This window comes from Sorangium sp. So ce1335, assembly GCF_051521615.1.
Lineage (GTDB): Bacteria > Myxococcota_A > Polyangia > Polyangiales > Polyangiaceae > Sorangium.
Genome location: NZ_CP150363.1, coordinates 10,176,467 through 10,197,688, shown reverse-complemented (window position 1 = coordinate 10,197,688; position 21,222 = coordinate 10,176,467). Strand labels below are relative to the sequence as shown.

Annotated in this window: 14 protein-coding genes; 7 read left to right on the top strand and 7 right to left on the bottom strand. The window is 71.7% G+C overall.

Annotated features, from left to right (window positions below):
• Window positions 1-624: 624 nt before the first annotated feature.
• Window positions 625-1,854 carry a hypothetical protein gene (locus tag WMF24_RS38130; RefSeq protein ID WP_437732367.1) on the top strand — a complete coding sequence of 410 codons (1,230 nt, stop codon included), beginning with the start codon at window positions 625-627 and terminating at the stop codon, window positions 1,852-1,854.
• 55 nt (window positions 1,855-1,909) lie between these two features.
• Window positions 1,910-2,854, top strand: a complete 945-nt coding sequence (locus WMF24_RS38125) for a hypothetical protein (RefSeq protein ID WP_437732366.1) — start codon at window positions 1,910-1,912, stop codon at window positions 2,852-2,854.
• A 127-nt stretch (window positions 2,855-2,981) separates the two neighbouring features.
• Here the strand turns inward: WMF24_RS38125 and WMF24_RS38120 are convergent, their stop codons facing one another.
• Together WMF24_RS38120 and WMF24_RS38115 are read right to left on the bottom strand one after the other, a co-directional pair.
• Window positions 2,982-4,841 (bottom strand): hypothetical protein, encoded by a 1,860-nt coding sequence (locus WMF24_RS38120; protein WP_437732365.1) that lies wholly within the window; start codon window positions 4,839-4,841, stop codon window positions 2,982-2,984.
• Window positions 4,842-5,021: 180 nt separating this feature from the next.
• Window positions 5,022-5,534 (bottom strand): hypothetical protein, encoded by a 513-nt coding sequence (locus WMF24_RS38115; RefSeq protein ID WP_437732364.1) that lies wholly within the window; start codon window positions 5,532-5,534, stop codon window positions 5,022-5,024.
• 449 nt (window positions 5,535-5,983) lie between these two features.
• On the opposite strand from WMF24_RS38115, the gene WMF24_RS38110 reads away from it, so the two are divergent.
• Complete coding sequence (locus WMF24_RS38110) at window positions 5,984-6,904, top strand: transposase (RefSeq protein WP_437732363.1); 921 nt, start codon at window positions 5,984-5,986, stop codon at window positions 6,902-6,904.
• Between the two features lie 336 nt (window positions 6,905-7,240).
• Here the strand turns inward: WMF24_RS38110 and WMF24_RS38105 are convergent, their stop codons facing one another.
• The 3 genes from WMF24_RS38105 to WMF24_RS38095 form a co-directional block, all read right to left on the bottom strand.
• Window positions 7,241-7,645, bottom strand: coding sequence for an alcohol dehydrogenase catalytic domain-containing protein (locus tag WMF24_RS38105; protein ID WP_437732362.1), 405 nt, complete (start codon window positions 7,643-7,645; stop codon window positions 7,241-7,243).
• A gap of 348 nt (window positions 7,646-7,993) precedes the next feature.
• Complete coding sequence (locus WMF24_RS38100) at window positions 7,994-8,899, bottom strand: hypothetical protein (protein ID WP_437732361.1); 906 nt, start codon at window positions 8,897-8,899, stop codon at window positions 7,994-7,996.
• A gap of 575 nt (window positions 8,900-9,474) precedes the next feature.
• The gene (locus tag WMF24_RS38095) at window positions 9,475-13,497 is read right to left on the bottom strand and encodes a serine/threonine-protein kinase (protein WP_437732360.1); all 4,023 of its coding nucleotides are present in this window, start codon (window positions 13,495-13,497) and stop codon (window positions 9,475-9,477) included.
• Between the two features lie 125 nt (window positions 13,498-13,622).
• Here WMF24_RS38095 and WMF24_RS38090 point away from each other — a divergent pair, with 125 nt between their 5' ends.
• Entirely contained in the window at window positions 13,623-15,152 is a 1,530-nt protein-coding gene (locus WMF24_RS38090; protein ID WP_437732359.1) for a serine/threonine-protein kinase, read from the top strand.
• Window positions 15,153-15,273: 121 nt separating this feature from the next.
• On the opposite strand, the gene WMF24_RS38085 is transcribed toward WMF24_RS38090, so the two are convergent.
• Window positions 15,274-16,038, bottom strand: coding sequence for a hypothetical protein (locus WMF24_RS38085; protein ID WP_437732358.1), 765 nt, complete (start codon window positions 16,036-16,038; stop codon window positions 15,274-15,276).
• A 411-nt stretch (window positions 16,039-16,449) separates the two neighbouring features.
• On the opposite strand from WMF24_RS38085, the gene WMF24_RS38080 reads away from it, so the two are divergent.
• From WMF24_RS38080 to WMF24_RS38070, 3 genes are all read left to right on the top strand, one after another.
• Complete coding sequence (locus WMF24_RS38080) at window positions 16,450-16,863, top strand: hypothetical protein (RefSeq protein WP_437732357.1); 414 nt, start codon at window positions 16,450-16,452, stop codon at window positions 16,861-16,863.
• A gap of 355 nt (window positions 16,864-17,218) precedes the next feature.
• On the top strand, window positions 17,219-17,977 hold the full coding sequence (locus WMF24_RS38075; RefSeq protein ID WP_437738904.1) for a DNA methyltransferase: 759 nt from the start codon (window positions 17,219-17,221) through the stop codon (window positions 17,975-17,977).
• 45 nt (window positions 17,978-18,022) lie between these two features.
• On the top strand, window positions 18,023-18,982 hold the full coding sequence (locus WMF24_RS38070) for a gluconeogenesis factor YvcK family protein (RefSeq protein ID WP_437732356.1): 960 nt from the start codon (window positions 18,023-18,025) through the stop codon (window positions 18,980-18,982).
• Window positions 18,983-19,103: 121 nt separating this feature from the next.
• Here the strand turns inward: WMF24_RS38070 and WMF24_RS38065 are convergent, their stop codons facing one another.
• On the bottom strand, window positions 19,104-20,990 hold the full coding sequence (locus WMF24_RS38065) for an APC family permease (protein ID WP_437732355.1): 1,887 nt from the start codon (window positions 20,988-20,990) through the stop codon (window positions 19,104-19,106).
• Window positions 20,991-21,222 lie beyond the last annotated feature (232 nt).

The following is a 21,222-nucleotide window of genomic DNA, read 5'->3' as shown; positions in this document are numbered from 1 at the left end:
TGGAGCGGGAAGCGACTCAACCTGGGTGCGGGGGCAGCTTGGCGGCTTCAGGAAGAATGCAAAAAATTGAAACCGCTGCATCCAGGGAGACACGACCTCGCCAGCCATGGACACCCCCGCGTCTTCCAGGACGGCGGCGCGATGGTAGCCGGGGTCAACTGCGTGCTCGGCCGGCCCGCGCGGCCGCGCCGTGCTCGCAGCCCAGGTCCCGCCCGCCGACGCGTCCCGCATCGGATGGCTCTGTCACGCCCCCGACGGCAGCGGGGCCCGATGTCGGTGATTCCTGGCGCCCGCCGTTGTATCGCTGCGGAGGGGTCGTGATGCTTGGGTGCGTGGTGGCGACGGCTGGGTGGGGTATCTTCGGGGCTATGCTGTGGCCCTGCCCCCGAGTGAGCTCCGATGTGTGGCGCGCCGCCCAGCGCACGTTCGACGCTGGCCGGCGGCGTGCTCGCGTTCGCCGGCGCGCGGCCACGGCGCCCGCCGCGCCTGCTGCAGAGCAGCGGTCGATGCAGATCGCCTCGGGAGCGCGCCCATGACACTGCGGGGCCTTGGACCGGTTGCTCGATGCGCTGCTGCCCACGCGGGGCAGCTGCGCGGCTTTTGCGCGTGGCGAGAGGGGCAGGCATGACCAACAGGAACGCGAACAAGAGCTCGCCAGGGCAGCCGGCGGGGCAGGGCGCTGCGAGCGACGCCGCTCCGCAGCCGCATCCGCCGCCGCTGCCGCAGCAGCCGTCGCGCGGGTACGACACGCCGAACTTCGTACCGCAGGAGCACCCTCTGCTCGCGCAGCAGCGCGCGCTCTCGCAGGATCCACGCCGCAGGCCTGACGAGGGGGCGCCCGGCCCCGTCGCAGCGCCGCCTGTCGAGCGGGCGATGCCCTGGGGCGATCCCAGGCCGCGCCGCCGCCAGGACCGCGAGGCGGGGCCGAGCGACAAGCAGGTGTATGTTCCGCCGGTCACCCTGCCCCCGAACCGCGAGCACCAGGCCATGGATCTGCAGAAGATCCAGGTGGCGCCGTCGCTGCTGAAGGGCGTCGACGAGCGGAACCGGCCGACGATGCGCCGGATCCCCGTGCACGGCATGCCCGCCCCGCCGGGCGCCCCCGAGGGGCCGGGCGGCATGCGCCCTGGCGGCGTGCGCACGGCGCGCGTCGGCGTGGGCAGCGGCGTCTGGCCGCCGCCCGAAGAGCCCCGGAAGCAGCGGCCACACGCTGCGCCCGCCGCCCAGCCCGTCGTCGCCGCTCCTCGTCCGGGCATGCCGCCGAACGCCGCGCGGCCCGATCCCGCCGCCGCTGCCGCCGCGGCGGCCCTCGCGTCGCGCCGCCGCGGAGCACCGCTCGGTCTGTTCGCGCTGCTCGTCTTTCTGGGGAGCGCGACCGTCGCGGGGTTCTGGGTGCTGTGGCGCGCCGCCAATCCGCCGGCCGCGCACGACGCGGCGCGCGCCGACGAGGCCCGCGGGCCAGCGCCCGAGCCCAGCGCCGCGACCGCTGCGCCGAGCGCGCCGCCCGATCCGCCGCCCCCGGCCGTCCCACCCCCGGTGGTCACCGTCGAGCAGCCGCCGCCCGTCGCTGAGCAGCCGCCTCCTCCCGCCGCGCCGGACGCTCCGGTGCGATCGGCCACGCCGGCGCCGAGCGCGTCGCACGCGCATTCCGCGCCGGTGGCCGCAACCCGTCCGCCCACGGCGCGTCCTGCGCCGCAGGCCAAGCGCCCCCCGAAGCCTCCGACGACGCCGGAGGACGTCTACGAGCCGACCGCGAACACTCCTCCGAGCTCACCACAGCCCCTGCCGTCTGTGCCCGCTGCGTTGCCTTCAGCGCCCCCGGGGACGACCGCCCCCCCGCGTCCATTCCCCTGAGGAGTCGCCTCTCCGGATTGCAATCCTGCCGGCATCCATCATGCGAAAGTCATTCTTGAAGTTCCCTTCTCTCTTCCTGATGTGCGCCGCGGTTCTCCTCGGGCCGAGCGCCGCGAGCGCGACCGGCAAGGCCCGGCTGATGCCCAGCTCTCCGACCGATGGCGCGCCTGCGACCTCGCGCGCGGGCGAGCGCGCCGCGCAACTCTACCGGGAGGGGAACCTGTTCTACGACGAGGGGCGGTTCGTCGAGGCCGAGGCGCGATACCAGGCGGCCTGGGATCTCCAGCAGAGCTTCGACGTCGCGGGCAACCTCGGGAACGTCGAGCTGGAGGTGAATCAGCCTCGCGAGGCCGCCGCGCACCTCCTGTACGCGCTCGAGACATTTCCGCTCGGCGAGAAGGTCGAGAAGAGGAGCTTCCTGCAGAAGCGGCTCGCCGAGGCCAAGTCTCAGGTCGGTACGCTCCGGATCAGCGTGAACGTCGATGACGCCGAGGTGCTCCTCGACGGCAAGCTCATCGGGCAATCGCCCCTCGATGCCCAGGTGTTCGTCGACCCCGGCAAGCGCACCATCGAGGCGCGCCGCGGGGGCGCGAGGACGTCGACGTCGCTGTTCGTGGCGAGGGGCTCGGATCAGCGCATCGCGCTGAGCCTCGACACGGGCCCGAACATCCCGCTGGTGGTCACGGGGGGGGCGGTCGGGCTGCTCGGGGTCGCCTCGGGGGTGACCTTCGCGATCCTCTCCACGGCGAAGGGCAGGTCCGCGGAAGGGGAGCCGTCCCGCAGTGAGAGGCGCCTGGAGCGGCGCGACTCGCAGACAACGCTCGCCAACATCTCCTTCTGGAGCTTCATCGGCGGCGGCGTGGCGCTCGCCGGGACCGCCGTGTACGCGCTCACCACATCGGGCCGCACGCCGAGCCCGACCGCCGGGCTCGCCCGCTTTCACGCCGCGCCCCTCGTGACCCCCGAGGCCAAGGGCTTGCTTCTCGGCGCGAGCTTCTAGCCGGCGCCGCGCGCGCCGGCGATCGTGCCGAGGTCCACGGCGCCGCCGGCCGTCGCGAGCGGGTCGGTCCTCGGAGCGCAGGGAATGCGCTGTCGCCCGCGTCCCGTGCTGCGGGTCACGCGGCGGGTCACCGTGGTTGGAAGTAGCGTCCTACCTGCTCGCGGTACTCCTCGGGCACATCGCTGCGCTCGACCCCGCCGACCTCCTGGGGACCCACGACGCCGAGCGCTCCCTCGCCCTGGACGTTCGCGGTGTCCCCCGGGCGCCCTGCGGTCCGGCCCATCACGATCCCCGGCATCGGCCGACCCGGGTTGAGCCTGGCGCTGGCGCGTGAGCGCAGCTCGCCCCCGGCAATCGCGCCGGTCTGCCCGTCGTGGTTGCCCCGTCCGCCTCCCTCCGAGTGGCCTGCCTGCCCGGGCCCTTGATTACCGGAGCCGCCCGCAGGCGAGCCCTGCTGTCCGCCCTGACCGGGGTCTCCGCTGCCCGAACCCGAGCGGCCCGACCCGCCGGCGACCGGCGTCGGGAGAGGCGTCCCCCCGAGCTGCCCCTCGGCCTCGTCTGCGCCGCGCTGCGCGTCGTCGAGCGCGCGCTGGCGCTCCGACTCCTCGCTGCTCGGGCCTCCCTCCTGGGCCAGCCGGCGCAGGTGCTCCTCGAGCTGCTGCTGCCCCTCGGGCGTCTCGAGCTGCCGCGCGAGCTGGCGCATCTGCTCCTCCGACGTGGGCTCCCCGCGCGCGTCTCCCGGGGAGCTCGCGAGCTGCTGCTTCAAGCGCTCGGCGAGCTGCTTGCGCTCCTCGGGGCTCAGCTTCTCCAGCGCCTTTTCGAGGCTGTCGGCGAGCCTTCGCGCGTCCTTGTCGCTCCCGGTGCGACCGAGGTTGCCGAGCGCTTCGCGCCCCTCGTCGTCGAGCGCCTCACCGAGCGCTTCGGCCAGCTCTCGCAGCTTGTCGGCCTCCTGGCCCCGCTGATCCAGCAGCTTGCGTTGCTCCTCGAGCGCCTTCGCCACGCCGGGGGCGCCGGCCCGCCTCGCGGCCTCGGCGGCCTCCTCGAGCGTCTTCCTGGCGCGCTCGCGGTCCTCCTTTTCGAGCCTGTTGGCGAGCCGCTCCATCTCCTCGTCGAACGCCACGAGGTCGCGATCGCCGAGCGCCTTCGCCGCGCGCTTCAGCGCGGGCTCCTCTCCTAGCCTGCCGAGCGCCGATTCCATCCCCTGGCGCTGCTCGCCCTCGCCGAGCGAGAGGCGCTCGGCCGTGATCGCGTCGCGGAGCCTGCCGATGTCCGCCTGCGCTTCGCGGCGCTCGACGCCGCTCCGGAGCTTTTGCCGGAGCGCCTTCGCGTCCTCGGCGAGCTTCTTGAGGCGCTCGCGTTGCTCTCCGTCCCGAGCGTCGATCTCGGCGAGCTGGATCACCCGCTCCAGCCCGGCGATCTCGGCGAGGCGCACCTGCTCGGCCCCCGGCGGGGGCGCCGCTGCCGCGGGGGCGGGCGGCAGCGGGAGCCAGCTTAGATAACCGATGAGAACGGCGGCGAGCGGCGCGCCGGCGTGCCAGGGGCGCCACAGCCGCGCGCGGACCTGCTGCGCCGTCGCCCCCTCGAGGGCCGCCGCGGCGTGGGCGAGCACGACGTCGTGCGCCGCCGACGCGGTGCCCCCGGGCCCGCCAACCCCGGTGGGCTCGGCGGCTGCGAGCTCCACGGCCGTCGAGATCGACTCGGAGGAGCCGAGCTTGCCATCGAGGAACAACGCCACGTTCGGGTCAGACCACCGGCGTCGGCGCGCCGCTGCTGCGCCTGCCGCGGCGCCGATCAGCCCGCCGGCCGCCATCCAGGGGCGCAGCGCGCCGTGCCGCGTCTGCCACGCCGTCGCTGCGCCAGCAGCGCCGAGGACCATTCCGGCGGCGGCGCCGGTGAGGACCAGCTCCAGCGCGAGGCGGCGCCGGACGCGGCGAGACCAGCGAGCGAACGCGGCGCTGAACCTACGCCGGGTAGACGTATCCGCCATGCTCTCGATGTGTACCCGCAGGCCGGCGCGGCGGCCAGCACTGCCTCGGGAGCCGCCGTGGCGTCCGGCCAGGCTCGCGCCCGGCCGCGGTGCCTCCCGGTCCGTGACGGGAGCTGGGGCGGCGCTGCTCGCCCTGAGCGACGCCGCGCGGCGCGGGAGCTCACCGCGCGCTCGGGCCCCTCACGGGACGAAGCACCATTTCAAATGGAATGAAGCGAGCTCGAGGCGCGCCGGGACAACGTCCTGGTCACTCTCGAGCAGATGCAGGTCGCAGTCGGCGAAGGAGAAATTGCATTCGTGCGGCTCGCGCTGCGACGTCCGGAGCGTGGCCGGACATGAGCCATAGAAAAGATCATCGTCGACGTACATTCGCATGTTCACGACAGCATCGTCGCCGCCTCTGCGCTTGCTGCTGAGCAGGTGGAGATCGAGGTAGTAGAAGCCCCTCCTGCCCTTCGAGTGGTCGACCAGCTCCAGATTGGTTTCTCCATTGAGGAGAGAGCAGTCAACGTCCCAGCCGTCGTCGAATCTGGGGACAGGCTGCTTGCCGTCATCGCCCGTGTCAAGGACCAACTCCCGCCCGTCCACGGTCACGACCGCCTTGCCGTAGGCCTCGGGGAGCTTCGGGCTGGTGGAGCACCCGATCGGCGAGAGCGAGAGCACAAGGCCTTGGGCGAGGAGGGTTCGGTGCATGGAAGTTCTCCAGCAGCGTGGCGGGCGAGAGCATCGCACGAGATCGACAACCATGAACGCGCGCAATGTGGTTGATCCATGTGCCGTGCCAGATGTCAACCGGAAACGGAGGGCCCTCCATGACGGCATTGTTGGACCTGACCCAGGTTGCCTGAGGACCTGACCTACGTTGCGTACAAATCGGTCACTCCCGTGGGGACGCCACCGCTCCTCCCAGTGTACTCCCCGGGGGGGAGCCGCCGTCCCGGCGTGTATGCTTGCCCGACGAGCCTTCTCGGCAGCGGGGCGTCCAGCGCATCCCGGAGATAGTGCTGGCTCGCCCACCCGCTCAGCGGCCTTGCCTGGCGGAAGTGGCGGATGGGGGTGGCGGCCGCCAGATCCATCGAATCGCCAGGTACGCGAAATCGTTCGCGCGAGGCCCCGGCACGCCCCTGGCATTATTGGCGGCCATGAGCCAGCCTCGCGCCATCGTAGCCGGTGCCACGTATCTCCTGACGCGACGCGCGCTGCGTCGGCATCTGCTCTTCCGACCCGACGCGGCGATCACCCAGTTGATTGTCTATGCTCTCGCCGTGTCGGCGAAGCGCTACGGCATTCGCGTGCACGCTTTATGCGCAATGTCCACGCACCTGCACATCGTCGTCACAGACGTAGAAGGCGCGCTCCCGCATTTCCTGCAGTTCTTTCACCGCCTCGTCGCGCTGGGGACCAAAGCGATTCGAGCCTGGGAGGGCCCGGTATGGGGCCAGGAAGCGACGAGCGTGGTGCGGCTCATGACACGAGCCGCGGTCGTGGAGAAGATCTCCTATACCCTGGCGAATCCGGTGGGGGCGGGGCTCGTGCGACATGCGCGGGAGTGGCCGGGGGCGAAGGTCCTCGTCCGCGAGCTCGGTCGTGGCGTGCTGCGGGCGAAGCGTCCCGACGTCTACTTCGATCCGAGCAACCCAGCATGGCCCGAGGAGGCTGCCATCGCGCTCACGCTTCCGCCCGCCGTCGCGGACGATGACGCGGGCGCCTTCCGGCGCGAGGTGGCTGTAGAGCTCGAGCGACAGGAGGCGGAAGCGCACGCCTCGATGCACTGCAAGGGGCTTCGATTCCTCGGTCCGGACCGTGTGCGCAGGATCTCGCCTGACGAACGCGCGACATCCTTGGAACCGCCACGTGGTTTTAATCCGACGTTCGCAGTAGGAAGAGGACACGCGGACGCAAGAAAAATCGCGGCTGCTGCTGTACGGGCATTTCGCGCGGCGTACCGCGAAGCGCTCGAACAATGGCGCGCGGGTCTGCGTACCGCAGTGTTCCCAGCAGAGACGTGGTGGATGCGCGTGTTCCACGGCGCGTCCGTGCGCGAACCTGTGCTCGTTGTGTAGCGCATTCGAGCAGGCACGTCGCGAGGCGAGAGAACGCCGATATGGAATCGAATGCTGTTCGAGACCCAGTGAATGAGCAGGGCTGCGCTCTGCGGGTGCGCATCATGTATTGGTTTGATCGCGTCTGCGATACGGAGTCGCGTTCGAACGCTCAGAGCGTGAGCGCGACATTCACTCGACCATCCTTCATCGCCCCGGACCCAGGCGCCCTTCATGACCATGGGGCCCACGGGACCGCCGCCGATGACGGCCACCGTCCCTCCACCCTGCATGGCAACCCAGTCGACGGCCGTGCAGACGGTCAGGAGATCCGTCAGGAACAGGGATGCTCGTCCGTTACATCGGCATCGATCTTGCGCGGACCCACGTCCGCGAGCTGTACGCGGGCGTACCCAGCCTGGCCGCCATGATATACCCCATGAAGGTCGGTATATCCGAAGAGCCCACCGCCCTTTGAGCTGATGACGTTCCCTTCCGGCCGTAGCGTCCGGGGTTGGAGCGCTCGGGGTTGGGGCGCTCGCAGTACCCCGGTAGGTCACGTTCGCCGAAGAAGCCACCCCGGCACGCGATGGCGAAGGGCACGGTCACGCGGCCTTCCGGGCGGAGTGTGCTCGCGTCGTTCCCCGCCTCGTCGACGATGCCCATGAGCTTGTGCCCGAGCACGAGCGGCATTCCTTGCGGAATGATCCCGTTGTAGACATGCAGGTCGGAACCGCGGATCGCCGTGCTCGTCACCCGCACGATCGCGTTGGTTGCGCCCGCACCAGAGCCGGTTGTCGACGTTGCCCACGCTGCCACGCTTTGGGCCGTGAAATACCAGAGCCATCATTGGCCCTTCAGGCCTCCACCGTGGTCCAGGGGCGAGCAGCCTGCAACCGGTATGCCCGTACACGCAATCGCTGGCGGCGCGTCCAGTCGAATGGCACGGGAGGCAACAACCCGGGACGAAGGACCGAAGGACCGCCGACTTTCAGGGGGGCCTCGTTCCTCGGGCAGTCGCGCGCCTCGGCTTGATCGGAGCAGGAAACGTCACGACGGAGATGCGTCGCCTCACGGACCAGGGCTGCACGCCGCAGCAGGCGGGCGCAATCAGGGAAACAAGGGCGTGCAGAGCGGATAGAAAGCCGAGAAGTCAGGCCGCTGCAGGAACACCGTGACGACCTCGTCGTAGCGGGTCGTCCTGGACCTGCCCGGCGTCATGGTCGTCGGGGCCTCGCAGCGCCTGTAACCCTCGAGGGAGACGTCCTTGCACACGCTGGTCTTTGAGGCCGTAAGATCTCGACACGGGCCCAGGAAGCGGAGGCTGCAGTCTTCCCTCGACGCGCACGTCCGCTCCGGCACGAAGGCGCTCTCGTCGTCGGCGCACGACATCTGGAGCAAGGCGCCGCCGCACGCGTACATGCGAGAGCCGATGTCGCCAAGCTCGTCACGCTGGCCGAGCGGCTGGAATACGTTGCCGAAGAAGGAGATCTCCTCCTGCTGGAAGGTGCGCCGTTCTGCCGTGTCGGTTGTCAGCGCTGTATGCTGGCCCCGCAGCGAGATGGCCACCTCGACGCCGTACCCGTTCACGTGCGCGAGCAGGCACGCCGTGACCCAGCGCTGGGATTTCTCGGGCAGAGGACCGCTCAGCCAATCGGGCGCAAGGCCGATCCGCCCGTCGAACCGGTACGTCGTGGAGCCCACCGTTCCGACGAGCGACTTCCCCTCGGGAAGCGCGCAGCCGATGGTATAGCGAAGGAGCTCACGACCATCCTCATCCTGCAGCAGGTCTGTCGTGGCCAACTCCCGTCCGTCGGCCGAGAGGCGGCTCATCGACAGACCGTTCATCGAGAGGCGATTCATCGAGAGGCGATTCATCGAAAGGCGGTTCGACGAGAGAACCGCCTCTTCCGACGTGCCCACGGCCTCCTCGGAGGCTGGATCGACGCTGGAAGCACAGCCGAACAGGACAAGGCAGGGAATCGCAAGAGCCATTCGTCGGGCGCTGAGGTTCATGGGGTCGCCTCTCTTTTCGAGTGCCGTGGGGTTTCCCATGATTCTTGCAATCGTCGGGCCACGCCTGACTGCGCCCGCTTCACCTCATCCGTCCCACCCGACCCAGGTTGAGCTCCGGCCGCTCCGCCGGTCCTCAGCGGCCCGTCTGGCCGGGCCGCCCAGCCCGCCGAGATTGCCCGGGTCGATAAGGGTGACCCCGATAAGGGTGACCCGGGTTGCGCCTGCGGAGCCTGGTAACCCGGCTTGAGCCTGCGTCCGGCAAAGCCTGTCAGCACCGAGGTTGAGCTCGGCAAGGTTGAGCTCGGCAAGCTCAGGACGGCAGACAGCAGAGCCTGGCACGGCCGAGGTTGAGCTCGGCAGAGCTCGGCAGGGCCCGTCGGCGCCCCTCCCTCTCTGCTGCTGAGGCAAAATGCCACAGCGTAAGGAGCCCCCGATCGACCCCTCCTCCCATTGCATCGTTTCTTCGCGGATTCTCACCCGCGAACGCCTTCCTGAAGCTTTACGCCGCGACACGCTCTCGCCACGCTGAGGCGATTTGCACCGTCTCCCCGACGCTCACCCGAGCGCAGCTTTCGTCACTCCTGCTGCCTGGGCGCGCCATCCTCGGTCGGTTCGGGCCACCGCGGCAAGAGCGCCGCGACCGCCTCGAAGCGCGGCTGCCACATGCGGCACGCCACCAGCACCGGCCTCGCCCTGGCGAGCGCCGCGGACGCCTCTCGGTGACGCCCCACCGAGGCGGCGGTGCGCGCGTGGAAGTAGAGCACCTCGAGGAGCTCCTCCACCGGCAAGGTGCGCTCCGCGAACTCCGTCAGCGCGTCCCAGCCGTCCTCCAGGTCCTCCGCCGACGGCACGCGGAGCCCCTCCGCCGCGAGCACCAGCTTCAGCATGCGGAACAGCGCAAACGGCGCCGGCGCCGACGCGTCGGGGCGGCACTGGTCGGCGACCCAGGCGACGGCGCGCGCCGCCTCCCGGAGCTCGCCGCGCGCCGCCTGGATGCGCGCGATGAGCAGCGCGTCGTCCGGCGCCGCGCGCTCCCCGAAGCGCTCGTCCAGCACGCGCGAGCGGCGCGCGAGCGCAAGCGCCTCGTCCTCGCGCCCGCACCAGTGCAAGAGCTCGGCAAGGTTGTGCGTCGCCACATGCTCGGGCCCGGGGTTGCCGATCTCCCGCGCGAGCTCCACGGCGCGGCTCAGGTCCTGGAGCCCGCGCTCCGGCGCGCTCAGGGCAGCCCACAGGTACGCGCGGTTCGCGTACGCCGAGCAGAGGTGCAGCCGGTCGTTCATCTCCCGGGAGAGCGCGATCACCTCGCAGAAGCGCGCCTCCGCCTCGCCGAGCCGCCCCGCGATCACCAGCGCCATCGCCAGCAGGAGCAGCGCGATCACCCGCGTCTCCCGGTCGCCCTCCGCCCCGGCCCCGGCCGAGGCGCGATCCAGGAGCTCGATCGCCTCCGCCACCCGCTGCTGCCGCCAGCACGAGCGGCCAAGCGCCATGAGCAGCCGGTTCTCCAGCCTCCGATCGCCGAGGCGCTCGACGATCGCCCGCGCCTCGTCCACGCGCCTCGCCGACGCCGCGTAGTCGGTCGCGTGGTCGAGCGCCGTCGCCTCCTCGAACAGGAGCTCGGCGGTGAGCCGGCCGTCGCCGAGCTCGCGCGCGAGCTCCCGCGCGAGCGCGAGATCCGCGAGCGCCTCGGGGATCCGGTGCAGGCAGTAGCGCGCCTTGCCGCGGCCGGCGAGCGCGTGCGCGCGCCAGCGCGCGTCGCCCTCGTCGAGCAGCGCGAGCGCGGCCGTGTAACGCTGGTCGGCCTCGACGTTGTCGTGGGTCGCCGCCGCCCGATCGCCGAGCGCGAGGTGGGCCGCGGCCGCCGGCGCGCGCTCGCCGCACGCCGCCGCGTGCCGCGCCAGGTGCGCGAGCGCCCGCAGGTCCGACGCGCCGGGGGCCACGCGCCCCCGCCACCACGCGAACGCGTGCGCGTGGATGGCCTGGCGCTGCGCAGGCGCGAGCGCGTCGTAGACCGCATCCCGGAACGTCGCGCTCTCGAACGCGTGGATCCCGCGCTCGCCGCGCACGAGCAGGCCCAGCCCGCACAGCGCGCCCAGGCCGACCCCGGCGTCCATCGGCGTGCTCGCCCCGCCCGCCTCCTCGATCGCGTCCTGGATCGCCTCCACCTCCTCCCGCGTGAAATCGGGCCCGAGCGCGGAGCAGAGCCGCACACACGCCGAGAGCTCGGGCGAGAGCGCGTCGAGCCGGCGCGCGGCGAGCCACTGCCACGCCGGCAGCGGCGGGAGCTGATCGAGCGCGGCCGTCGCCACGTAGAAGGCCCCCGTCGGCCGCTGCTGCACCGCGCCGGCGCGCTTCAGCGCGCGCACGAGCTCCGTCAGGCACGAGGGGTTGTACCCGGACCAGCGCGCGAGCTGCCGGAGCGCGGCCTCGGGCGGGTACTCCGCGGGCAGGAGGAGCGCGGCGGCGAGCCGCATCGCGTCCTGCTCCGAGAGCCGCCCGAGCGCCGCGCGTTCGTGCCGCTCGGCGCGCGCGCCCCAGCTCCGGCGCATGTCCTCGAACCGCGGGTGCGCCGCGACGAGCACCCAGAGGCGGCAGCCCGGCGCGTCGAGCGTCGCGAACTCGAGCGCGTCGAGCGCCGCGTCGTCGGCCCAGTGCGCGTCGTCCAGGATGACCGCGACAGGCGCCTCGCGCGCGCGCCGCTGGAGCCCCTCGGCGATCGCGCGCATCGTGCTCTGCCGCAGCGACAGCGGGGACGCGCCGGCCTGCTCCGGCGGCATCCACCCGAGCGCCGCGGCCACCGCCCTCCACGCCTCCTCGGCGAGCTCGTCGCCGAGCCGCTCCGCGCAGAACGCCCGCGCATCCGCGGGCGGCGCGCCCGCGTCCACCTCGAGCACGCGGGCGAGCAGCTCGCTCGACGCGCGCTCGCCCGCGAGCGGCTGCGCCGCGCGCAGCGCGATGACCTGCGCCCGCTCCTGCATGCGCAGAAAGAGCAGGGCCGCCTCGTCCGCGAGGCGCGATTTGCCGAGGCCCGCCTCGCCGATCAGCGTGAACAGGCCAGGGCTCGCGCCGGACACGCTCGCCTCCATGCTCACCGCGAGCGCGCCGAGGATCTCGTCGCGGCCGACGAGCGGCGCGGCGCTCGCCGGGGTCGGCGGGTGCTGCGACCGCGCGGCGAGCCGGTAGAACCCCGCGCCGGGCGCGCGCGAGAGCGTCGGGTCGCGCGAGGCGCCGCGGAGCTCGCCCTCGGGGAGCGCCCGCACGATGTCCGCGGTGAGCACGACGCCGCCCCAGCTCCCGGGCGGCATCCAGGCGTCCGGCTGCTCGACCGGCGGGCCGTAGACCGCCGGCGGCCCCTGCTCCTTGCGGCGCACGATCAGCCCGGCGATGTGCACGGCCGCGCGCCCCGCGTGCCGCTCCTCGATCTCGCGCGCGACCGCGATCGCGGCGCTCACCGGATCGTCCGCGTCGACGCCCGAGAACACGCACACGAGCCGGCCCCCGCGCTGCCTCGCGACGAACCCCTTGCGCGCGGTCACGGCGCTCATCACGACCGCGGACGCGCTCCTCGCCTCGGCCACGAGCACGACCGCGGGCTGCCGTCCGTCGGTGAGCAGCGCGCCGCGCGCGGGCTGCGCGTTCGGCGCGGGCTGCGCGTCGGTCGGGCACGCCTGCGCGAGCGCGCTCCGCAGCGCGGCGACGTCGCGCGGGCGGCGCTCGGGCTCCTTCGCGAGGCAGGACAGCACGATCCGCTCCAGCTCCTCGGGCACCGCCGCGAACTCGTGGGGGCGAGGGGGACGGAGCGCGAGGTGCCCGTGCTCGATCTCGCCCCGATCGCCGGCGAACGGGAGCCGCAACGTCAGCAGCTCGTAGAGGATCACGCCGAAGGCATAGATGTCCGTGCGCTCGTCCTGGACCGGATCGCCGCGGATCTGCTCCGGCGCCATGTACTCCGGGGTGCCGACGATCGTCCCCCGGGCCGTCAGGCCCTCGCCTCGCTGCGTGCCCTGAGCTCCCTGCGCTTCCTGCGCGCGCGCGTGCTTCGTGAGGCCGAAGTCGAGGAGCGCGAGGCGCTGCCCCCCCTCGGCGACGAAGAGGTTCTCCGGCTTCAGGTCGCGGTGGATCACGCGCTTCGCGTGCGCCGCCTCGAGCGCCTCGAGGAGGGCCGCGGCCGTGGCCACGACGTCGGCGGCGGCGGGCGGGGCCTCGAGGTCCGCGAGCACGTCGGCGAGCGTCCTGCCGCGGAGGAGCTCCATCGCGATGAACGGCCGCCCGTCGGCGAGCGTCCCGTGCTCGTGCATCCGGGGTACGTGCGGCGGCCCCACCTGCTCGAGCGCCTCGGCGTCCCGCCGGAACCGCTCGGCCATGAGCGGGCCCGCCCACCGCCCGACCTTGAGCGCCACCGGCTCGCCGCCCTCCGCCCGCGCCGCCTCCCACACCGTCGCGAAGCCGCCGGCGCCGATGACCCGCCGCGGCGTCAGACCGGGCAACGACGGCGCGGGATCCTGCGCGGCGTCGCGCGGGCGGCTCGGCGGAAGCCACGCGTCGCGCGGGCAGGGCTTCGCGCCGGCGACGCGGCGATGACAGACCGGACAGCGGGGCAATCTGCCTCCTCGGGCCAGAGCTTACCCCGTCCGGCGCCCTGGACGAGCGCCTCGTCCGCCCGGGCGATCTCGATGGAACGGGGTGTGCTTATTCCGCGAGGGTGTGGCAAGAGACGGTTCGCTCGATGGTCCTGACGCAGGGCGGTGCGCCCCTGCAAGCCTCGTCGGACGGGAGCGCCTCGCCCACCACAGCGTGTGACGACACCCTCGGTGGCGCGCTGCGCTGCGTCGAGACCTGTGATGCGCCCGCGTCGTCGGGCCGCCCGCAGATGCTCCCCCGCGGCAGCCGGGTCGGCGACTATGTCGTCGAGCAGAGCATCGCTCACGGCAGCTTCGGCGTCGTCTACCAGGCCGCGCACGCGGAGAGCGGCAAGCGCGCGGCGGTCAAGGTGCTCCACCCGGAGCTCCTGTTCACCCGCGAGGCGGTCGTGCGCTTCGAGCGCGAGATCCAGGCGATCCGGCGGATCGATCACCCCAACGTGATACGCATCCTCGATTGCGGGCAGATGGACGGAGGCCGGCCGTTCTTCGCGATGGAGCTCCTCAGCGGGGTCGATCTCCAGTCGTACATCAGCTCTCGAGGCAGGCTCTCCGCAGAGGACACGCTCGAGATCCTGGAGCCCGTGTGCGAGGCGCTGTCGGCGGTCCACAGGAGCGCGATCGTGCACCGCGATCTCAAGGCGTCGAACGTGTTCATCGCCCAGGAGAACTGTGTGCCGCGCGTGGTCCTGCTCGATTTCGGCGTGGCCAAGGTCCTCGACGACGCGGGGCCGGGCATCACGGCGCCGACTCACCTGCTCGGCACGCCCGCGTGCATGGCGCCCGAGCAGATCCGGGGGCAGCGGGCGGACGCGAGGACAGACGTCTACGCGCTCGGCGCGCTGGCCTATTACATGGTGACAGGCAAGCTCCCGTTCCTCGACGCCACGCTCGCGACGCTCCTGCACATGCACCTCTGGGTGCACCCGCCGAGCCCGAGCCGCGAGGCGCCCGTGGGGCCCGAGGTCGACGAGGTGGTGCTCCGCGCGATGGCGAAGGATCCCGCCCAGCGCTACCAGACGGCGGCGGAGTTCATCGAGGGGCTCCGCGCCGCCGTGGCCGCGGGGCGGACGAGCGTCCTGCCGCTGCCCGGGAGCCCCGAGGAGCGCCGCGTCGGCGCGGTCCACGTCGAGGTGCTCGCCGACTGCGGCGCGATGGAGGACCCCGACGACGCGCTGCTCGCCGACATGGACGACGTCCTGCCGCTCGCGTCGCGCTTCCTGTCCGCGAGGGGCTTCACCGCGGCGCTGGAGACGGGCAATTCCCTGCTGTTCTTCCGGGAGCTCGCCGCCCCCGAGGCCTCGGACCGGGCGTCGCGGCGGGACATCGTCGATACCGCCCTGCTGCTCGAGCGCGAGCTCCGCCACCGCAAGGGGCGCGACGCGCGCGTGCACGTGAACGTCTGCCTGCACGCAGGTCAGGTGCTGATGCGCGCGTCGGAGGTCGTCGGCGGCGAGCTCATGGACGTCGCGGCGTGGGCGCCGGAGATCGAGCTGCCTGGCGTGACCGCGACCCAGGCGATGCTCGACGGCCTCGATCTCGACGCGGAGCTGCTGGAGTGCGCCCCGGCGCTCCGCCGCGTGGCCCGCGGCGCGGGCCGGACGCGCTCGCGCTGAAGCGCCGCCGGACGAGGGCGACGAGACGGCCAGGACGCCTGGGCCGCCCGGACGAGACGGCTCTGAAGTCCCCCGCCTCCCTGGCGGTCTTCTTGATCTTCATCCGGCGCAGCGCGAGCCGCTATTGCGGCAAGGGCAGCGCGATATAGGGCTCGGTGATCCTGCCGACGACGATATCGCGCACCTGCTTCGAGTAATACGTCGAACCGGATACTGCGCTCCAGGAGTATCCCACGATCGAGCCGCTGCCATTCGCGTAGAGGCGCATGACGCCCCTCCCGACGCCCGCGTGCCAGGTGCCGTCGACGTTTCGTCGGGTGTCCGTGAGCCCGTGGCCCGTGGTGCTCGAGTCGAGGACGGGGAGCTCGTACTGGATCGTCCCGGAGACGTACGGACGGGTCGCCGCTCGGGGCGCCGCGGCCCCCGCCGCGATGGCGACGTGCCCGGTGGCCGAGCTCCCCTCCGGATACTCGATCGCCACGATATCGCCCGCCTCGATCTGGTCCACCGTCAGGATCTGCTCGAAGCCCACCTCCTCGACGATGGTGTCGTGGTACCGGATGGCGTTCGGGCTCATGCTGCCGAACCACGTGTTGATGTCGTACGTCGAGAGCTGATAGGCCTGCTTGAGGACGTGCGTCACGAACGACGTGCAGAAGCTGCGGCTCCGGTACTCCGTGGCTCCTCCGATGCCGGCCCAGCTCACGTAGGTCGTGCCGCCTCCATATTCGTTGTCTTCGGGAGCGATGTGGGTCACGAGGGTGTCGGCCCAGTAGAGGTGGCCGGGGCCCTCGGACGACTGGCCCTCTGCCGTGCGCGGCGCGAGCAGGCCGAGCCCTGCGAGCGCGACGGCGGGGAGCGCGTGAACGACGGATCGCGAGCTCATGCGCTTCATTGCATTCATGTTCTCCTCCCGTGTGGAGTCGATGGTTCCGCGTGGGATGGTCACAGTCGGCCGGCGGCCCCGCGGGCGTCGCGGCGGAGCTCCGGCGAAGCGAAGTCGCGCACCAAGCTGCCGAACATACGCCGGTCGTACGAGCTCTACAATCGTCCCGTGACAGCGATACTCCATTTTTGCACGATTCTATTCGAGTATGATTCCCTCCATTTCCACAGGCCGTCTCCTCAGGGCGACATGCGATCACGTCTTCATAGAGGCGCGCGCCGGCGCCCACCGCGAGCGCATGGCGCGGCGAGGGCGAGGTGGTGACGGACGGCAGGGCCACAGCGCGGAGGCCGGAATCGACGTGGGGCCCCGGTGTCGACGGTTGGCGCGGCGGTGTGGTATGGTCGCCGGATGTCGGAAGAACGCGGTCGTCAAAAGCTCCAGGCGCTCGCGAAGACGCTTCAGGAGAAGATCGCCCCGTCGGGGGAGGCGCTCCTGAACCGCCAGGGCCTGAAGATGGTCGAGCGGCTGGCCCGCGATCTCACCGGCGAGAACGCGATGCCCGGCCTGCGCGTCTGGCGCGACAGCGCCGGCAAGTTCCGCCTGCAGCGCCCGCCGCGCAACGCCGAGATCGCGGTCGAGTGGCAGCGCGACATCGGCGCGATGGTGATGACGACGGAGAAGCACGGCCAGCCCCGCACGCTCGTGCGCTACGTGTACGATCAGGCAGCGGGCCACTTCCGGCGGATGGAGGGAGAGGGGGAGCTCTACGACGATCTCGCGGAGGCGCTCGTCGAGCACCTCTACCCGGAGGGCAGGGGGTAGCGGTCTCGCGCGCCGCGCCCGCCGAGGGGCGCCGGCTCGCCGGGGCGGAGTTCCGCCGTTTTGTTGACAGATCTGCGCATTTCGATTGGATGGCCGCGTGCACTCCGCGAAGCGCCTATCGGCCGACCTCCGCCCCGTCCTGACGCTCGGCGACGCGATGGATCACTATGCCTCCTGGCCGAGGCCCACGGTGATCGTCTCCGACGGCGCCTACGGCGTCGCCGGGTTTCCCGGCGATCCGCCGACGCACGAGGGGCTCGCGGCGTGGTACGCGCCCCACGTCGCCGCCTGGTCGGAGCGCGCCCTGCCGTCGGCCACCCTCTGGTTCTGGGGGACGGAGATCGGCTGGGCGACGGTGCACCCGCTGCTGGAGCAGCACGGCTGGGACTACCGGAGCTGCCATGTCTGGGACAAGGGGATCGCCCACGTGGCGGGCAACGCGAACACCCGGACGCTGCGCAAGTTCCCGGTGGTGAGCGAGGTGTGCGTGCAGTACGTGCGCAAGGTCCTCCTGGAGTCCGGCGGCGCGCGGCTGCCCCTCAAGGCCTGGCTGCGGCGCGAGTGGGAGCGATCGGGCCTGCCGCTGCGCCACACGAACGAGGCGTGCGGCGTGAAGAACGCCGCCACGAGGAAGTACTTCACCCAGTGCCACCTCTGGTATTACCCGCCGGCCTCGGCGTTCGAGCAGATCGTCGCGTTCGCGAACGCGCACGGCCGCCCCGAGGGGCGACCCTACTTCTCGATCGACGGCAAGCGGCCGCTGACGGGCCATGAATGGGCGAGCCTGCGGGCGAAGTTCCATTGCGAGGTCGGGGTGACCAACGTGTGGCAAGAGCCCGCGGTCCGCGGCCCGGAGCGCTTCAAGGAGGAGACGCGGGCGGTCCACGGCAACCAGAAGCCGCTCAAGCTGCTCGATCGAATCATCCGGGCGTCGTCCGATCCGGGCGACGTCGTCTGGGAGCCGTTCGGCGGGCTCTGCTCGGTCGCGGTGGCCGCCTTCGCCGCGGGGCGGCGCTGCTTCAGCGCCGAGATCGCGCCCGCATACCACGCGGTCGCGTCGAGCCGCCTCGCGAAGTGCGCGCCGCGCCCGCCCGCCGCGATCTCGGCCGCGTGACGGCCGGTGTCGGCGCCGCTGCTCCGCATGGTAGCCTGCTCCACCATGGCGACGCCGAAGATCGTGACCGTGGGAGGGGGGACGGGCCATTACACGCTCCTCACGGGCCTGCGCCACCTGAGCGCCCGGATCACCGCGATCGTGACCATGATGGACTCGGGCGGGAGCTCCGGCAGGCTCCGGGACGAGTACGGTCTCCTGCCCCCCGGCGATTTCACGCGTTGCCTCGTCGCGCTGTCCGAGCACCCGGAGGCGCTGAAGGAGCTGCTCAGCCACCGCTTCCGCTCGGGGAGCCTCGGCGGGCACACGCTGCGCAACCTGATCTTCACCGCGGTGCAGGAGATCACCGGCTCGGTGCCGCTCACCGTCGAGCGCCTGCACGAGATCTTCTCGGTGAAGAACCGCGTCCTGCCGGTCACGATGGACCACGTCGATCTCGTCATGCACCTCGAGAACGACCGGACCATCCGGGGGGAAGCGTCGATTGACAACCTCTCCGACATGCTCGATGCGCCCGTGCTCTCGGTCTATCTGGATCCGGAGGCGGAGGCTTATCCAGCGGCGCTCGAGGCGATCGCGGAGGCCGATCTCATCATCGTGGGTCCGGGCGATCTTTACACGAGCCTCGTGCCGAACCTGCTCGTGAAAGGGGTGCGCGAGGCGATCGCGGCGAGCCGCGCCCGCGCGCTGTTCGTGTGCAACCTGATGACGAAGGCCAACGAGACGCCCGGCTACACGGTCGAGGATTTCGTGGGGACCATCGCGATGTACCTGGGCGAGGCGCGGCTCGACGCGGTGCTGTTCAACGACGTCTGGCCCTCCGCGAGCCTCCGGGAGTATGCGTCCACCGGCTCCGAGCCGGTCGTGACCTCGCCGGACAGGCCGCTCCCGCCCGACCTCCTCGTCCCGGCCGATCTGCTGTCCGGCGGCAAGCTCATCCGGCACGACCCGCACAAGCTGTCGGCCGCCATCGTGTCGCTCGCGCGGGAGCGGTCGTGGTGGTGAGGCCCTGCCGTCCGCCTCTCCGGCGCCGTCCTCGAGCGCTCGGACGGCGGGTGAGCGCTTCAGGCGGGGGCGCCGGCCTCGCGAGGTAGGTGGGGGCGCAGCGGCGCCCCCGGCGCGACGGTCAAGCTGCCTTCGGCGCGTCGTACAGATAGAAGGGCGTGTTGACGATCACGACGCCGTTCCCGCCCCGGAAGAGCAGGAGCCATTTGAGGATCGACGCCGTGTGGTTGTGGAGCAGGTAATGGTACCAACGTGACTCGACGACCTCCGGCACGACGACCGCCACCTGCCGGTCGGGGTGAGCGTGCGCGACGGTCGTGACGAAGCGGAGCAGCGGCCGGAAGAGCCGCCGGTAGCGGGATCGGACCACCACCAGCCGCGGCGCCGGGACACCCTTGTTCTTCGCGGGCTCCTCCACGAGCTCGCGCCATTCGCCGCTCAGGTCCTCGACGCGGGGATCGTCGAGGAGCACCTGGAGCGCGTAGACCTCGGGCGAGAGCTGGAGCGCGAAGCGGAGCCCCTTCTGCGCCACGAGGTCCCAGCGCCGGATCGGGACCACCACGATCGGCGGCGGCGGCGGGGTGAGGTCGAGCGGCTCGTGGGCGCGGACCGCCTCGTCGAGCTGCGCGTAGTGCCTGCGCACGCCGCGGAAGATGAGGAAGGCCCCGAGCACGAGCAGGGCCGAGACCCACGCCCCCTCGGTGAACTTGGAGATGATGATGACGACGAGCGTGGCGGCCGTGGCCGTGGCGCCGGTGGCGTTGACGGCGAGGTGGAACCGGTAGCGCTTGCCGCGGACCCTGTACCAGTGCGCGATCATCCCCGACTGCGACATCGTGAAGGCGAGGAAGGCCCCCACCGCGAAGAGCGGGATGAGGGCGTCGGTGATCCCCTGGAAGACGACGAGCAGGATCGCCGAGAGCCCGGCGAGGACGCCGATGCCGTAGGAGAAGGCGAGGCGCCGGCCGCGGTGGATGAAGGGCTCGGGCAGGAAGCGATCGATCGCGAGGAGCTGACAGAGCCGGGGGAAGTCGGCGAAGCTCGTGTTCGCGGAGAGGAGCAGCACCGCGACCACGGCGGTCAGGGTCACGTAGTAGAACGTGCCGCGCCCGACGACCGCGCCGATCAGCTGCGAGAGGATGCTCTGATAACCGGTCTGGCCCGGCACCGTGGCGGTGATGCCGTAGGCCTTCGCGAGGATGGCGATCCCGGCGAGCAGGATGCCGAGGGAAGCGACGATGTACGAGAGCGTCCGGCGCGCCTGCACGCTGCTCGGCTTGCGGAACGCAGGGACGCCGTTGCTCACCGCCTCCACGCCGGTCATCGCGGTGCACCCGCTCGCGAAGGCGTGGCAGAGCAGCGCGAGGCTCGCGGTGCCGAGCGAGGCGTGCACCGAGGGCGGCGCGACGACGGGCGCCGGGTGGCCTCCCTGCAGGACCGCCTTGCCGATGCCGATCGCGATCACCGCGAACAGGCAGCCGAGGAACGCGTACGTCGGCGCCATGAACACGAGCCCTGCGGTGCGGAGCCCGCGGAGGTTGGCCGCGGTGAGCAGGACGAGGACGCCGAGGCAGAGGCTCAGCGTATGGGGCAGGAGCGCGGGCACCGCGGAGACGAGCGCGCCCACGCCCGCGGAGACAGCGACCGCCACGTTGAGCACGTAATCGAGGAGCAGCGCCGCCGCGGCGACGAGGCCCGCATTGGTGCCGAGGTTCTCCTTGGCGACGATGTACGATCCGCCTCCGTTCGGGTACGCCTCGATCGTCTGGCGGTACGACACGTAGACGATCGCGAGCAGCGTGATGACGAGGGCGCTGAGCGGCACGATGTAGCGCAGCCCGAGCGCGCCGAGGGGAAGGAGGACGGTGAGCGCGGCCTCGGGCCCGTACGACGCGGATGCCAGCGCGTCGAGCCCGAGGACCGGGATTCCGGAGAACGATCCTATCTGTTCCTTCTCCTCCTCGTCCGAGGCCAGCCGCCGACCGAACAGGATCGCCGTGAGGGACATACGGCTCGAATTTCAGCAAGGCATGTGCCGTGGTGAGATCCATCGAGCGTGCGAGAGCGGAGGCGCGGCGTGGCGTCTGCGCTCGGGTTTCACGAGGAAAAATGCGCATCGCCGAAGCAAAGCGGGTCGAGCAGAGCGCTGCTCCGTGCGAGCGGCCGACACCGGCTGAAGACGGCGCCGGCGATCGCTTCAGCTGCCGTCGGAGCGGATCCCAGCACGCGGCCCGAGCGAG

Bases quoted from the DNA above. Each gene is read 5' to 3' on its own strand.
- WMF24_RS38130 (WP_437732367.1), top strand. From the start codon at position 625: ATGACCAACAGGAACGCGAACAAGAGCTCGCCAGGGCAGCCGGCGGGG.
- WMF24_RS38120 (WP_437732365.1), bottom strand. From the start codon at position 4,841: ATGGCGGATACGTCTACCCGGCGTAGGTTCAGCGCCGCGTTCGCTCGC.
- WMF24_RS38115 (WP_437732364.1), bottom strand. From the start codon at position 5,534: ATGCACCGAACCCTCCTCGCCCAAGGCCTTGTGCTCTCGCTCTCGCCG.
- WMF24_RS38110 (WP_437732363.1), top strand. From the start codon at position 5,984: ATGAGCCAGCCTCGCGCCATCGTAGCCGGTGCCACGTATCTCCTGACG.
- WMF24_RS38100 (WP_437732361.1), bottom strand. From the start codon at position 8,899: ATGAACCTCAGCGCCCGACGAATGGCTCTTGCGATTCCCTGCCTTGTC.
- WMF24_RS38090 (WP_437732359.1), top strand. From the start codon at position 13,623: ATGGTCCTGACGCAGGGCGGTGCGCCCCTGCAAGCCTCGTCGGACGGG.
- WMF24_RS38085 (WP_437732358.1), bottom strand. From the start codon at position 16,038: ATGAGCTCGCGATCCGTCGTTCACGCGCTCCCCGCCGTCGCGCTCGCA.
- WMF24_RS38080 (WP_437732357.1), top strand. From the start codon at position 16,450: ATGTCGGAAGAACGCGGTCGTCAAAAGCTCCAGGCGCTCGCGAAGACG.
- WMF24_RS38070 (WP_437732356.1), top strand. From the start codon at position 18,023: ATGGCGACGCCGAAGATCGTGACCGTGGGAGGGGGGACGGGCCATTAC.
- WMF24_RS38065 (WP_437732355.1), bottom strand. From the start codon at position 20,990: ATGTCCCTCACGGCGATCCTGTTCGGTCGGCGGCTGGCCTCGGACGAG.